This is a genomic window from Salmonella sp. GDC200615, assembly GCF_050574145.1.
GTDB classification, from domain to species: Bacteria; Pseudomonadota; Gammaproteobacteria; order Enterobacterales; family Enterobacteriaceae; genus Salmonella; species Salmonella enterica.
In genome coordinates, this window is record NZ_CP192247.1 from 2,776,986 (window position 1) to 2,792,114 (window position 15,129).

Annotated in this window: 10 protein-coding genes; all 10 read left to right on the top strand. The window is 59.4% G+C overall.

Annotated elements, in window-relative coordinates; genetic code table 11:
* The 10 genes from tssF to tssM all read left to right on the top strand — a co-directional run bounded on the left by tssF (position 1) and on the right by tssM (position 15,127).
* Positions 1-1,806, top strand: a complete 1,806-nt coding sequence (tssF, locus tag ACQ29O_RS13515; protein WP_020953528.1) for a type VI secretion system baseplate subunit TssF — start codon at positions 1-3, stop codon at positions 1,804-1,806.
* A gap of 11 nt (positions 1,807-1,817) precedes the next feature.
* Entirely contained in the window at positions 1,818-2,906 is a 1,089-nt protein-coding gene (gene tssG, locus ACQ29O_RS13520) for a type VI secretion system baseplate subunit TssG (RefSeq protein ID WP_000509049.1), read from the top strand.
* A gap of 24 nt (positions 2,907-2,930) precedes the next feature.
* Positions 2,931-4,217 carry a type VI secretion system-associated FHA domain protein TagH gene (tagH, locus tag ACQ29O_RS13525; protein WP_000796942.1) on the top strand — a complete coding sequence of 429 codons (1,287 nt, stop codon included), beginning with the start codon at positions 2,931-2,933 and terminating at the stop codon, positions 4,215-4,217.
* Positions 4,214-4,747: a type VI secretion system lipoprotein TssJ gene (gene tssJ, locus ACQ29O_RS13530; protein WP_000147702.1), complete on the top strand. Its 534-nt coding sequence runs from the start codon at positions 4,214-4,216 to the stop codon at positions 4,745-4,747. Before tagH ends, tssJ begins: the two co-directional genes overlap by 4 nt.
* Positions 4,748-4,749: 2 nt before the next feature.
* Positions 4,750-6,081: a type VI secretion system baseplate subunit TssK gene (gene tssK, locus ACQ29O_RS13535; RefSeq protein WP_000246456.1), complete on the top strand. Its 1,332-nt coding sequence runs from the start codon at positions 4,750-4,752 to the stop codon at positions 6,079-6,081.
* 4 nt (positions 6,082-6,085) lie between these two features.
* Positions 6,086-6,835, top strand: a complete 750-nt coding sequence (gene icmH, locus ACQ29O_RS13540; RefSeq protein WP_000343979.1) for a type IVB secretion system protein IcmH/DotU — start codon at positions 6,086-6,088, stop codon at positions 6,833-6,835.
* 12 nt (positions 6,836-6,847) lie between these two features.
* Positions 6,848-9,439: an AAA family ATPase gene (locus tag ACQ29O_RS13545; protein ID WP_020976744.1), complete on the top strand. Its 2,592-nt coding sequence runs from the start codon at positions 6,848-6,850 to the stop codon at positions 9,437-9,439.
* Positions 9,436-10,173, top strand: a complete 738-nt coding sequence (gene vasI / locus ACQ29O_RS13550; RefSeq protein WP_000089149.1) for a type VI secretion system-associated protein VasI — start codon at positions 9,436-9,438, stop codon at positions 10,171-10,173. The genes ACQ29O_RS13545 and vasI overlap by 4 nt, the downstream gene beginning before the upstream one ends.
* A 28-nt stretch (positions 10,174-10,201) precedes the next feature.
* Positions 10,202-11,587 (top strand): type VI secretion system protein TssA, encoded by a 1,386-nt coding sequence (gene tssA / locus ACQ29O_RS13555; RefSeq protein ID WP_223557407.1) that lies wholly within the window; start codon positions 10,202-10,204, stop codon positions 11,585-11,587.
* A 78-nt stretch (positions 11,588-11,665) separates the two neighbouring features.
* Positions 11,666-15,127 (top strand): type VI secretion system membrane subunit TssM, encoded by a 3,462-nt coding sequence (gene tssM, locus ACQ29O_RS13560; protein ID WP_201720992.1) that lies wholly within the window; start codon positions 11,666-11,668, stop codon positions 15,125-15,127.
* Positions 15,128-15,129: the final 2 nt, after the last annotated feature.

A 15,129-nucleotide genomic window follows, 5' to 3' on the forward strand; every position in this document is an offset into this window, starting at 1 on the left:
ATGGAATTCGAAGAACGCTATTACAGGCAGGAGTTGGATCACCTGCGGCAGTTGAGCAAGCTGCTGGCGACCGAAAAGCCGCATCTGGCCCGGTTTCTGGCAGAAAAAGAGGCCGATCCGGATATCGAGCGTCTGCTGGAGGGCGTGGCCTTTCTGACCGGCAATCTGCGCCAGAAAATCGAGGATGAGTTTCCGGAGCTGACGCACGGACTGATCCGGATGCTGTGGCCCAATTATCTGCGCCCGGTGCCGTCGATGACGCTGATTGAATATACGCCGGATATGGATAAAACTTCCGTGCCGGTACTGATCCCCCGTAATGAGCAGTTCACAACCGGGGCGAAGGGGACTCAGGGAAACCCGGTATTGTCTGCGTATTCCGGCAATGAGCACGATGTAGCCCCGCCCTGTACGTTCACCCTGTGCCGGGATATCTGGCTGTTACCCGTTCAACTGGATCAGGTTGAAAATCGCAGTACGCCCCGCCACGGCATTATTGATATTACGTTTGCCGTCGCACCGGGCACTGATTTTGCCACGCTGGATCTGAACAGGCTGCGCTTCTGGCTGGGCAACGATGATAACTATACCCGCTATCAGCTTTATCTGTGGTTTTGTGAATATTTACAGGGCGCAGAGTTGATGGCGGGCGGGCAGTCGATCCCGATGCCTGAATTTATGCTGAAAGCGGTGGGTTTTGAGTCAGAGGACGCCATGCTGCCCTGGCCCGGCAATGTCCACAGCGGCTACCGCATTCTCCAGGAGTTTTTCTGCTACGCCGACAGTTTTCTGTTTTTCGATGCCTGTGGCATTCCGGCATTGCCAGACAGGTTAAAGGAGAACCGTTTCACTCTGCGGCTGCGGTTTTCTCGCCCCTTACCGGCAGATATCCGGCTGCGGGATGATTCCCTGCGCTTATATTGTGCGCCCGCCATTAATCTGTTTTCCCACCATGCCGAAGCCATCACGCTGGATCATCAGCGGCAGGATTACGCTCTGGTTCCCAGCCGTCATTTTCCGGATCATTACGACATTTTTTCGGTTAACAGCGTGGTGAGTCAGACGCAGGGGAAGCAGAGAAAAGCGGATCTTGGACGGCCGGTGATCACAGAGGCCGCGCGCCACTGGCCTGCTTTTGAGAGTTTCCGCCACCAGATGGAGTACAGCCGTAAGCGGGAAGTGGTCTACTGGCAGCACCGGACCAGGACCTCGCTGTTTCACCGGGGCTTTGATCATACCCTGGCTTTTATTCATGCCGATGGCAGCCTCCCGGATGCCTCACTGCTTAATAATGAAGTGGTTTCTGTATCGCTGACCTGCACCAACCGGGAGCTGCCGGTACAGCTACGGCCCGGCGATATCACCGGTACGACAGGTAAAAACGCGTCGGTGGCGTCATTTCGCAATATCACCCGCCCCACCAGACCGCTCTGGCCGGTGATTGACGGCAGCCTGCACTGGTCGTTGCTGTCTGCCATGAACCTGAATTATCTGTCGTTGCTGGATGCTGATGCGCTCAAACAGGTGATCGCCAATTTTGATCGCCACGCCATCCATCATCCGCAGATGGCCCGTCTGTCACAGCAGAAGCTGGACGCCATTGAACGGCTGGAAACAACCCCGGTTGATCGCCTGTTTACCGGCATACCGGTGCGCGGGCTGGCGTCCACCCTGTCCATTCATACGGAGCCGTTTGTCTGCGAGGGTGAAATGTACCTGCTGGGCGCGGTGCTGTCGCATTTTCTGTCGCTGTACGCCATCGTCAATTCGTTCCACATGCTGACCGTCGTTAACACGGAAAGCTAGGAGTCATGGAAATGGGCGGAAAGAACCGGGCAACACCCGCTCATCTGAGTCCGGACGATGCTCCGGCGCAGGATGAACAACGCACGCTGCGGGAGCCGTTGTTTCAGGACGCCTGCGCCTGCAATTTTTTCGCGCTCTCTGAGCTGCTGCACCGGCTGGCATCAGAAGGCGGCGAAACGCCAGTGTTATCCCTGGATACCCCTCCGGCGCAGGAAACCATTCGTTTCCAGGCGGACGCCAGCCTGGGATTTCCGGTAAGCGATGTCAGCGCGCTGGAGCAGGATGCTTCCGGGTTGTTCCGGATGACCACCACCTTTATGGGATTGCAGGGCAGCCAGTCGCCCCTCCCCGGCTATTACCTTGATCACCTGGCCTGGAAATCCGCGCACGAGCAGAGTCCGGTCAGCGATTTTCTGGATATGTTCAGCCATCGCCTGACGCAGTTTGTCTGGCATATCTGGCGTAAGTACCGTTACCACGTCGCTTTCCGTAACGGCGGCGTGGATGCGTTCTCGCAGCGGATGTACTCCCTGGTGGGGCTGGGCCACCGGCAGCTTCGCGACAGTCTGCCCGTTAACCACAGCAAAATGCTGGCCTATGCCGGGATACTGGCAAATCCGGGACGTTCGCCGGAGATCGTCTGTACGCTGGTTGCGCACTGTTTCGATTTAAATTTATCGGACGTGACGCTGCAAAACTGGCAGCGGCGGATGGTGGATATCGAGCCGGATCAGCAGAACAGTCTTGGATGTTACACGATTAAAAATGGCGAAAAACTGGCCGGGCGATCGGTGCTGGGTAATTTTGTCCTCGGTACGCGGGTTCCCGATCTCAGCGGTAAATTTCAGTTAAGTATTAACCACCTGAGCCGCAAGCAGTTTCTCTCGTTCCTGCCGTCAGGAGAAAATTTTCTGCCGCTGGCGATGTTTGTCTCCTTCGTCCTGCGCGATCAGCTTGCCTGGGATTTACACCTGGGGCTGGCCCCGGATCAGGTGGGGATTATGCGGCTGGGCGATAACAAGAGCGCGCTGCTGGGCTGGACGTCATTTCTCGGCGAGCCGGGAGAGCATCCCTCAGTCACCATCAGGGTCAGGGAGTAAAATATTACTATCATGGAGCAGAATATGGCGGAAGAAAAAGCGCGGCAACAGACGCTTTCACTGCATGTCGTTAACGGTAACGAGCTGGAGAGCGGACGTACCGCACGGTGTCTGTTCACCGGAGACGGCGATGTGGGCCACGGCAGCGAATGCCACTGGCCTGTTCAGGACCGGCACCAGAACGTTCCGGCGAAGGCGTTCAGCATCAGCCTGCATGATGGCGCATTCTGCCTGCATCCGCTGGCATCGCCATTATGGCTGAACCAGGCTAAAGTCACGGCGGCCTCAGACCAGGTGCAGTTACGTCAGGGCGATGAGATCCAGACCGGGCATCTGATACTCCGGGTTTATCTGAACCAGGGCGGGATGCGGCATTACGATGAGGAGATGGCGACGCCTGAAACCATCGTTTCTAACCACGACCTCCTGTCGGACACGCTACTGTCCACGGACGGCGCGCCGGAATATCCGGGAATGCCGTCCCGCCATCAGCTCGCGGATACCGTTGTTAATGGCTTTTCCACCGATCCGTTGCAGGTGCTCCAGGCTGAAAGTCTGACCACCAGGGACAATCCGCTTGCGGGTATCACCCCGGCCCGGCCCTCCGCCCCGTTATCCGATCCGGCGATAAACGGCGGGATCAACACGCCGTTTATGGATCTGCCGTCCATGTATGCCGATCCGCATGATAATGAAGAGGGCATGTCACCGGCAGACGCGGCGCAGCGCCACCTCGCCGTCACGCCGTTACTGCGCGGGCTGGGGGGATCGCTTGCCGTGCATAACACCCAGGACGCCGATGATTTTCTGGAGGAGGCCGGAAGGACATTGCAGGCGGCGATTCAGGGGTTGCTTGAGCTACAGCAGCGCCGCAACAGCCTGTCAGACAAGCATCTGCGCCCGCTGGAAGATAACCCGCTGCGCCTGAATATGGACTACGCCACGGCGCTGGACGTGCTGTTTGCCGAAGGGAAAAGCCCGGTACATCTGGCCGCGCCCGCCGCCGTCAGCGAGAGCCTGCGCAATATTCGTCATCACGAAGAAGCCAACCGCGCCGCGATTGTGGAATCGCTGCGCGTGCTGCTGGACGCCTTCTCGCCACAGAGTCTGATGCGCCGTTTTGTGCAGTACCGCCGCAGCCACGAACTGCGTAAACCGCTGGATGATGCCGGTGCGTGGCAGATGTACTGCGATTATTACGATGAGCTGGCCTCCAGCCGCCAGCAGGGTTTTGAGATGCTGTTTAACGAAGTGTATGCCCAGGTGTATGACCGGGTGTTGCGTGAAAAGCAGCGGGAGCCGGAAGCATGACAGGCCGTGGTTTCCTCGCCTGGGCGATGGTGGCGTTGTTCACCCTCGCCTTATGCGGTTGTGAAACGGTAAAAAAAATCGGCGAGGTGATTAAAAACCCGGATATTCAGGTCGGTAAGCTGGCAGACCAGTCTTCGCAGGTGACGATTACGCTGCTGACGGAGCCGGATGCCAATATCAACGCGGACGGTGAAGCGGCTGCGGTGGACGTGCAGCTGGTTTATCTGAGCGATGACTCAAAATTTCAGGCGGCCGACTACGACCAGATAGCCACCACCGCACTACCCGACGCGCTGGGGAAAAACTATATCGATCACCAGGATTTCAGCCTGCTGCCCGACACCATGAAAACCCTGCCGCCGGTGAAGCTGGATGAGAAAACGCAGTTTATCGGCGTGATTGCCTATTTTTCCGACGACCAGACTACGGAATGGAAGCAAATCGAACCGGTAGAAGGGACAGGACACAACTACCGCCTGCTGGTGCATATCCGGCAGAGCAGTATTGAAATGAAAAAAGAGGATGATTAACGATGGCAACCACGCGAAACAAGGTGATGTGGCGGGAAGGAACGCTGATGCGTCCGCACCATCTCCAGCAGCAACAACGTTATAACGATTATGTGAATAATCTGCGTTTCCGGGCCATTCATGATTTGTCCTGGGGATTTACCGAGCTTTCCCTCAATGATGAGCTGCTGGGACAGGGCAAAATTATGATCGACAGCGCGTCGGGCACCCTGCCGGACGGCACCGTGTTTTCCCTTCCGGACCAGGATGCGCTCCCCGATCCGCTGCATCCGGACAGTTTTCCTGATGAAGAAAGCCGCAATGTCTATCTGGCTTTACCCGTTGCCAGCGATGTGAGAGGCGAAGTCAGTTACGGGCAGCAGGTTGGGCGTTACCGGCTGAGCGATGCCAGTGTCCGGGATCTGCACTCCGAGAATGGCGATGCCCGGACGCTGACGCTGGGCCAGTTGACCCCCCGCATTATGAGCGGAGCGGACGATATGAGCGCGTATGTCACGTTGCCGCTGTGCCGTATCAAAGACAGGCGTGCGGACGGCTCCCTGATGCTGGATGAAAACTTTATCCCTACCTGCCAGAACGTTTATGTCAGCGCACGGCTGCGTGAATTTCTCCGGGAAGTCCAGGAAGCGGTTGGCGGCCGGGCCAATGACCTGGCTAACCGCATTGGCTCTCCGGCGCAAAGCGGTATTGCCGACGTTGCGGAATTTATGATGCTGCAACTGCTCAACCGTAACCAGACGCGGTTCACCCACCGCGCCCGCAGGCCGCACCTCCATCCGGAAGATTTTTATCTCGATCTGGCCGGACTGCTGGGCGAGCTGATGACATTTACCGAGCCATCCCGCCTGCCCTGTCCGCTGGATGTCTACGATCACCGTAACCTGACGGACACCTTCAAAACGCTGTTGCCGGAAGTGAAACGGGCATTACATACCGTCCTGTCGCCCAGGGCGGTTAACCTGCCGCTGCATCTGCGCGATGGCATCTGGCAGGCTGACGTACATGACTCCAGGCTGTTGCAGTCGGCCACCTTCGTGCTGGCGGTGGCGGCGAAAATGGAGACGCTGCAACTCCAGCGCCAGTTTATCCAGCAGTCAAAAATTTCCTCGCCGGAAAAAATCCGCAATATGGTCAGCGTGCAAATCCCCGGCATCCCGCTGCATACGCTGATGGTGGCGCCCCGCCAGCTTCCGTACCATGCCGGTTTCAGCTATTTCGAACTGGACAAGAGCGGGGCCGCCTGGGCGGATGTGGCGGCCACCGGCGCTGTCGCCCTGCATGTTTCCGGTACGTTCCCGGATCTGAACATGCAACTGTGGGCCATAAGAGGATAAGGCGATGGATGAGCTGTCACTGCCCCCTTTACCCGGATACGAGAGAGAAGGCCAGCGCCAGTATCAGCTGGCGCTGCGCGGCAACAGCCTGAACCCGATGATCGATGCCGCCACCCCGCTGCTGGGGATGGTGATGCGCGTTTCGGGCATGAACAGCCATGCCATGCCTGAACACCTGTTCACCCAGGTGGTGACGGATGTGCAGGCGGTGGAGCAGTTACTCCAGGAGCAGGGCTATGAGCCTGGGGTGATTATCTCGTTTCGTTACATCCTGTGTACCTTTATTGACGAGGCGGCGCTGGGGAATGGCTGGTCGAACAAAAACGAGTGGATCAAGCAGTCGCTGCTGGTGCATTTCCATAACGAAGCCTGGGGCGGTGAAAAGGTTTTTATCCTGCTGGAGCGCCTGATGAGCGAACCCAAACGCTACCAGGATCTGCTGGAATTTTTGTACATCTGCTTTTCGCTGGGCTTTCGCGGGCGCGCCGTCCAGGACCAGGGGGAGTTTGAGCAGATATACCGCCGCCTGTATCACGTCCTGCATAAGCTGCGCGGCGATGCGCCCTTTCCGCTGCTGCACCAGGATAAAAAAACCCAGGGCGGGCGCTATCAGCTGATTAAACGGCTGACCATCCGGCATGTTCTGTGCGGCGGCATCGTCGTACTGGCGCTGTTTTATCTGTTTTATCTGCTGCGTCTGGACAGTCAGACGCAGGACATTCTTCATCAGTTAAACCGGCTGCTTGCCAGGTAAGGATTTCATCCCATGATCCAGATTGACTTAGCCACCCTGGTAAAACGGCTTGCTCCCTTCGCGAAACAGGCGCTGGAAGCGGCGGCGTCGGAGTGTATGAGCCAGCAGGCGGCAGAAATTACCGTCGCGCATGTGCTGCTACAGATGCTGGCGACCCCGCGCAGCGACTTTCGGGTGATTGCCGAACGTGCGGAGATCGGCGCCGATGATTTACGCCAGGCGCTGACGGTGGAAAATTACGCCACCGCCCGTTCATCCGACAGCTACCCGTCGTTTTCCCCGATGCTGGTTGAATGGCTGAAAGAGGCCTGGCTGCTGGCCTCCGCGGAAATGCAGCAGACCGAACTGCGCGGCGGCGTGCTGCTGCTCGCCCTGCTGCATTCGCCGTTGCGCTACCTGCCGCCCGCCGCCGCCCGGTTGCTGACCGCCATCAACCGCGACCTGCTCCGGCAGGATTTTGCCGGGTGGACGAAGGAGTCCGCCGAATCGGTGATCCTGAATGCGGACGGACAGACCGCCAGCGCCATAGCCGATACCGGCGACACCCTGCTGGCCCGCTATGCCAAAAACATGACCGACGATGCCCGGCAGGGGCGGCTTGATCCGGTGCTGTGCCGCGATAACGAAATTGACCTGATGATCGATATCCTCTGCCGCCGCCGTAAAAATAATCCGGTGGTGGTGGGCGAAGCGGGCGTGGGCAAAAGCGCGCTGATTGAAGGGCTGGCGCTGCGCATTATTGCCGGTCAGGTGCCGGACAAACTGCGCGATACCGATATTATGACGCTGGATCTCGGCGCATTACAGGCGGGCGCGTCGGTGAAAGGTGAATTTGAGAAGCGCTTTAAGGGGCTGATGGCGGAAGTCATTCAGTCGCCGAAACCCGTCATCCTGTTTATCGACGAAGCCCACACGCTGATTGGCGCGGGCAACCAGCAGGGCGGGCTGGATATCTCCAACCTGCTCAAACCGGCACTGGCGCGCGGCGAGCTGAAAACCATCGCCGCCACCACCTGGAGCGAATACAAAAAATACTTCGAGAAAGACTCCGGCCTGTCGGCGGTGTATGAGCAGTCCCACGGCGTGCTGATTGACGATGAAGCCTTACAGGCCGCTGCGACGTTGAGCGAGCGCTACCTGTCAGGCCGCCAGTTGCCGGATAAGGCCATTGATGTGCTGGATACCGCCTGCGCCCGCGTGGCGATTAACCTCTCCTCGCCGCCGAGACAAATCTCGGCGCTGACCACCCTGCGCCAGCAGTGTGAAGCGGAAATCCGCCAGCTTGAGCGTGAGATCCGTATTGGCCTGCGGTCGGACACCTCACGGCTAAACGAGGTTCTGGCGCAGTATGACGAAACGCTGAGCGAACTGGATGCGCTGGAGGCCGCGTGGCGCCAGCAGCAGACGCTGGTGCAGGAGATTATCGCGCTGCGTAAGGGGCTGCTGGACGAAACGGACGCTACCGGCAACGACGAAACCGCAACGCCTGAAACAGAGGCGGTGGGCAGTGACGATGAATCCGTCACAGCGCCGCCGGAAGCGGAACCGGAAATTTCGCCAGCCGCCCGCCTCGCGCAGCTCACCGCCGAACTGGACGCCCTGCACCACACGCAGCTGCTGGTCTCCCCACACGTCGATAAAAAACAGATAGCCAGCGTGATTGCCGAATGGACCGGCGTGCCGCTTAACCGCCTGTCACAAAACGAAATGTCGGTCATCACCGACCTGCCGCAGTGGCTGGGCGACACCATTAAAGGCCAGGCGCTGGCGATTAAGCACCTGCACAAACACCTGCTGACCGCCCGCGCCGATCTGCGCCGTCCGGGACGCCCGCTCGGCGCGTTCCTGCTGGCCGGTCCCAGCGGTGTCGGCAAAACCGAAACCGTGCTGCAACTGGCCGAACTGCTCTACGGCGGTCGCCAGTACCTGACCACCATCAATATGTCGGAGTTTCAGGAGAAACACACCGTTTCACGCCTGATTGGTTCGCCGCCGGGCTATGTCGGCTACGGCGAGGGCGGCGTGCTGACCGAAGCGATTCGTCAGAAACCGTACTCCGTGGTGCTGCTCGACGAGGTGGAGAAAGCCCACCCGGACGTGCTCAACCTGTTCTACCAGGCGTTCGACAAGGGCGAGATGGCCGATGGCGAAGGGCGTCTTATCGACTGTAAAAATGTGGTGTTCTTCCTCACCTCCAACCTCGGCTATCAGGTGATTGTCGAACATGCCGACAACCCGGAAGCCATGCAGGAAGCGCTGTACCCGGTACTGGCGGACTTCTTTAAACCGGCGCTGCTGGCGCGGCTGGACAACGTACTGCGCGCCCGCTTCGGCGCGGAGGTGGTGATTGAGCCGGAGGTGACCGACGAAATCATGCAGCGCGTCACCCGCGCCGAAAACGGCGCGCGGATGCTGGAGTCGGTCATCGACGGCGAGATGCTGCCGCCGCTCTCCCTGCTGCTGTTGCAGAAAATGGCGGCGAATATCGCCATTGCCCGTATCACGCTGGGCGTGGCAAACGGCGCGTTTACCGCGGATGTGGAGGATGTGCCGGATGAGGATACTCAGCCCGTAGCGGAAGCAGAGGACGAAGCCGTTCTATGAGCAGAATGCAGACGCTCCTGATCATGGCGCTACTGCCGGGATTACTCCCCGGCGCAGTACAGGCGGAAACCGCGGCCAAACAGACGGCTGCCGCGCTGCCGGGAATTGTGGTGCCGGGCGTCCCGGAAACAGACGCACAGGCGACACTCAGCGCCATGACGGCCTGTCGCCGGGAGCCTGCGGCGCTGGAGCGTCTGGACTGCTACGACAAAATCCTCACCCCGGAGCAGCCCGGTTTTGCCAGCGCGCTGGTGAAGGCAAAATACGAAGGGGAAGCCTGGAAACGCGCCTTCGCCCAGGAAAAACAGCGCCCGGACAACTCCACCGCGCTGATAATGACGCAGAGCGGCGGCGAGCGGCCAACGGTGATTATCACCACGCCCGCCATCGGCAACGTACCGCCGCGCCCGGTGCTGATGTTCAGCTGCGTGGACAACATCACCCGGATGCAGGTGGCGCTGACCCACGCCATGACGCCGGACAGCATCGACGTGACGCTGACCGCCGATACCCGACAGATTCGGTCGCGCTGGTTTATCCGCGAAAACGGCACCCTGCTGGAGTCCAGCCGGGGCTTATCCGGCATCGACGAAATAAAACAACTTTTCGGCGCAAAAACGCTGACCATTGATACCGGCACCGACAGCGCAGCCGGAAAACTGACGTTTAACATTGATGGACTGGCAAAAACCATCGCGCCGCTGCGTGAAGCCTGTCACTGGGCGGGAGAATAATATGGACTTACGCGACCCGAATACCTAGATTTCGCACCTGCTGGAAAATCTGCCGGATGACAAACTGGCCTGCGCGCTGAAAGACGATGATCCTGACTGGGAATATATCGACGGCGAAATGCTTAAACTCGGCTCGCTGGCGCACAGTCAGCTGGATATCCCGGAAATTCAGCGCCGGGGGCTGGTGATTCTGGCCTCGGAAAGCAAGGATTTTCGCCTGCTGGCCCATCTGCTGCGCACCCTGCAACATGCCGGCGATCCGCTGCTGGCGCTGCGTCTGCTGGCGCTGTACGTGGAGCATTACTGGACGGTGGCGGCACCACAAAATGCGGCACATAAACAGCGTTTCGCCACCCAGGTGCTGAAACGCTTTGAAACCGGCGTGGAGAGTTTCGCAGAGACAGCCCGTACCGCGCAGCGCGACAGCCTGCTGGCTGAACTGGCGAAACTGGCGCAGCGCTGGCAGGAGCAGAATATCCCGGCGCTGGCACAGGCCGTCGATGACCTCTCGTCGCAGTATCGCCGGGCATTTCGCGGGGCCGCCCCGGTGCCGCCAGCGGCTGGCCCGTCCACGCCTCCGGCTCCGGTTTCGGCCACGCCGTCCGCCCCGGTATCCCCGTCTGCGCCTGCGGCGACGACGGCGCCACCGGTGGATATCGACAGCCATGACGACAAAGCCTGGCGCGACACGCTGCTGAAAGTGGCCGCCATTCTCTGTGAGCGCCAGCCGGATTCACCGCAGGGCTACCGCCTGCGCCGCCATGCGTTATGGCAGGCCATTACATCCGTCCCCCAGGCCGAAAGCGACGGGCGCACACCGCTGGCGGCGGTGCCTGCCGACATGACCGCCGATTACCAGGCGCGGCTGAACAACGCCGATCTGGCGCTCTGGCAACAGGTGGAAAAAAGCCTGCTGCTGGCCCCGTACTGGCTCGATGGTCATTACCTTTCAGCGCAGGCCGCACAACGCCTGGGCTACACCAGCGCGGCAGAAGCCATCCGGGATGAGGTGGTTCGCTTTCTCGCCCGCCTGCCGCAACTTGCCACCCTGCTGTTTAATGACCGCACACCGTTTATCAGCGAACAGACAAAACAGTGGCTGGCGGCGTCTCCGGGCAGTCAGACAGCCCCGATGGTGCGGACCAGTGAAGACACCGAGGCCGTCCGCCAGTGTTTCAGCGAGCAGGGGCTGGAGGCCACGCTGCGATACCTGGAAACCCTGCCGGAAGGCGATCCGCGCGATCGGTTCCACCGGCAGTATCTTGGCGCGCAACTGTTAGAAGAAGCCGGGATGGCGCAACTGGCACAGCAACAGTACCGGATGTTGTTTAAAGCAGGGCTGCGCATGACGCTGGCTGAATGGGAGCCGTCCCTGCTGGAACAACTGGAAAACAAACTCACGGCAGAACAGTAAGAGACAACAGGAGTTTTTGTGTTCAGATTACCGACCCCCCGATTATTCAGCACACTGAGATCGGCACTCAGACCGGCAATGCCCCGGTTTAAGGTTTCTGCCGCCTGGCTGCTGGCGCTGGCGTGGATTTTGCTGCTGGTATGGATCTGGTGGAAAGGTCCGTCATGGACGCTCTACGAGCAGCGCTGGCTGGCCCCGCTGGCGAACCGCTGGCTGGCCACCGCCGCCTGGGGGTTGATTGCGCTGACGTGGCTGACCGTCCGGGTCATGAAGCGCCTGCAACTGCTGGAAAAACAGCAGCGCCAGCAACGGGACGAGGCGCAGGATCCGCTCAGCGTGGAACTGAACACCCAGCAACGCTATCTCGATCACTGGTTACTGCGTCTGCAACGCCATCTCGACAGCCGCCGCTATCTGTGGCAGCTACCGTGGTATATGGTCACTGGCCCGGCGGGAAGCGGTAAAACCACGCTGCTGCGCGAAGGGTATCCGTCCGACATTATTTATGCCCCGGAGGAGCTGCGGGGCGTGGAGCAGCGCCGGTATGTTATCCCGCATGTGGGAAAACAGGCGGTGATTTTTGACGCTGACGGCCTCCTCTTTGAGCAACAGGATGCGGATATACTGCATCGCCGCCTGTGGACCCATATGCTGGACTGGCTGGCGCAAAAACGCGCCCGGCAGCCGCTGAACGGCCTGATACTGACGCTGGATCTGCCCGATCTTCTGACCGCCGACAAGCCACGCCGTGAGCACCTGTTGCAGATCCTGCGCGGACGTTTGCAGGATATACGCCAGCATCTTCACTGCCAGCTCCCCGTCTATGTGGTGCTGACCCGGCTGGATCTACTGCACGGTTTCGCCGCCCTGTTTCAGTCACTGGACCGCAACGATCGCGACGCCATTCTTGGCGTCACCTTTACCCGTCATGCCCATGAAAATGACGACTGGCGTACAGAACTGAATGCCTTCTGGCAGACATGGGGCGAACAGTTGAATAACGTCCTGCCGGAGCGGATGTTAGCCCCCGGCTCCCGCAGTTCCCTGTTCAGCTTTGTCCGCCAGATCCAGGGGGGCCGCGAGCCGCTGATCGCCCTGCTGAACGGGCTGCTGGACGGGGAAAATATGGATGTGATGCTGCGCGGCGTGTACCTCACCTCCTCCCTGCAACGCGGCCAGATAGACGATATTTTTATGCAGTCCGCCGCCCGTCAGTTCCGGCTGGGCAGCAGTCCGCTGACCGCCTGGCCGCTGGTGGACACGTTACCGTATTTCACCCGTAATCTGTTTCCGCAGACCTTACTGGCTGAGCCGAACCTCGCCAGTGAAAGCCGCGTCTGGCTGATGCAGTCCCGCCGCCGGTTGTCCGTGTTTTCCGCCACTGGCGGCATCGCCGCCCTGCTGCTGATTATCGGCTGGCATCACTATTACAATAACAACTGGCGTTCCGGCATCACCGTACTGGAGCAGGCCAAAGCTTTTATGTCGGTTCCGCCACCGCAGGGTATGGACGATTATGGCAACCTGCAACTACCGTTACTTAACCCGGTGCGTGACGCCACGCTGGCCTACGGCGACTGGGGCGATCGCAGTCGTCTGGCCGATATGGGATTATATCAGGGCAGGCGTGTCGGCCCATATGTGGAGCAGACCTACCTGCAACTGCTGGAGCAGCGTTACCTGCCCGCCCTGTTTAACGGCCTGGTCAAAGAGATGAATGCCGCGCCTGCGGAGAGCGAGGAGAAGCTCGCGGTATTGCGCGTTATCAGAATGCTGGAAGATAAAAGCGGACGCAGCGACGAGGTGGTGAAGCAGTATATGGCGAAACGCTGGAGCGATAAATTTCACGGCCAGCGCGATATTCAGGCACAGCTAATGTCTCATCTGGACTACGCGCTGAAACACACCGACTGGCACGCGGAGCGTCAGGCAGGCGACGGCGACGCCATCAGCCGCTGGACGCCGTATGACAATCCGGTCGTGGCGGCGCAGAAAGAGCTCAGCAAACTGCCCGTCTACCAGCGCGTTTACCAGAGTCTGAAAACGCGGGCGATGGGCGTGCTGCCCGCTGATCTGAACCTGCGTGACCAGGTGGGCGCCACGTTTGATCAGGTCTTTACCTCCGGGGATGATAATAAGCTCATTGTTCCGCAGTTCCTCACCCGTTACGGTCTGCAAAGTTATTTTGTCAAACAGCGCGACGCGCTGATCGAACTGACGGCGATGGATTCCTGGGTGCTGAACCTGACCCGCAGCGTGAAATACAGCGACGCCGACCGGGCGGAAATCCAGCGCCAGCTCACTGAACAGTATCTCAGCGACTACACCGCCACCTGGAGCGCCGGAATGGACAACCTTAACGTGCGCAATTACGAATCCATTGCGCAACTGACCGGGGCGCTGGAGCAGATCATCAGCGGCGATCAGCCGCTCCAGCGGGCGCTGACGGCACTGCGCGACAACACGCAGCCTGCCGTTCTCTCTGAAAAACTGGATGACAAGGCGCTTCAGGAGGCGATGGCGGAGCCGGATTACCAGTTGCTGACCCGCCTGGGGCATGAATTTGCCCCGGAAAACAGCACGCTGGCGGTACAGAAAGACAAAGAAAACACTCTCCAGGCGGTCTATCAGCAACTGACGGAGCTGCACCGTTACCTGCTGGCTATTCAGAACGCGCCGGTGCCGGGAAAATCAGCGCTGAAAGCGGTGCAGCTACGGCTGGATCAGAACAGCAGCGATCCTATTTTCGCCACCCGCCAGATGGCGAAAACCCTGCCTGCCCCGCTCAACCGCTGGGTGGGCAAGCTGGCGGATCAGGCCTGGCATGTGGTGATGGTGGAGGCAGTTCACTATATGGAAGTGGACTGGCGCGACAACGTGGTCAAACCCTTTAATGAACAACTTGCCGACAATTATCCGTTTAACCCACGCTCACAGTCAGATGCGTCGCTGGATGCGTTTGAACGCTTCTTTAAACCGAATGGCGTACTGGATACCTTTTATCAGCAGAACCTGCGTCTGTTTATGGAAAACGATCTGAGTCTGGAGGACGGGGATAACAACGTGATTATTCGTGAGGATGTCCGGGAGCAACTGGATACCGCACAGGAAATCCGCGAGGCGTTTTTCAGCAGACAGAACGGCCTGGGCGCGCAGTTTGCCGTGGAAACTGTGTCGCTTTCCGGCAACAAACGGCGCAGCGTGCTGAATCTGGACGGGCAGTTAGTGGACTACAGCCAGGGCCGCAATTACACCGCCCATCTGGTCTGGCCGAACAACATGCGTGAAGGCAATGAAAGTAAGCTGACGCTGATAGGCGTCAGTGGCGGCGCGCCGCGCAGCATCAGTTTCAGCGGGCCGTGGGCGCAGTTCAGGCTGTTCGGCGCCGGGCAACTTACCGGCGTTCAGGAGGGGACATTCAGCGTGCGCTTTAACGTGGACGGCGGAGCGATGGTGTACCGGGTACATACCGATACGGAAGATAACCCCTTCACCGGCGGGCTGTTCAGTCAGTTCCGGCTGCCGGATACCCTGTACTGAGG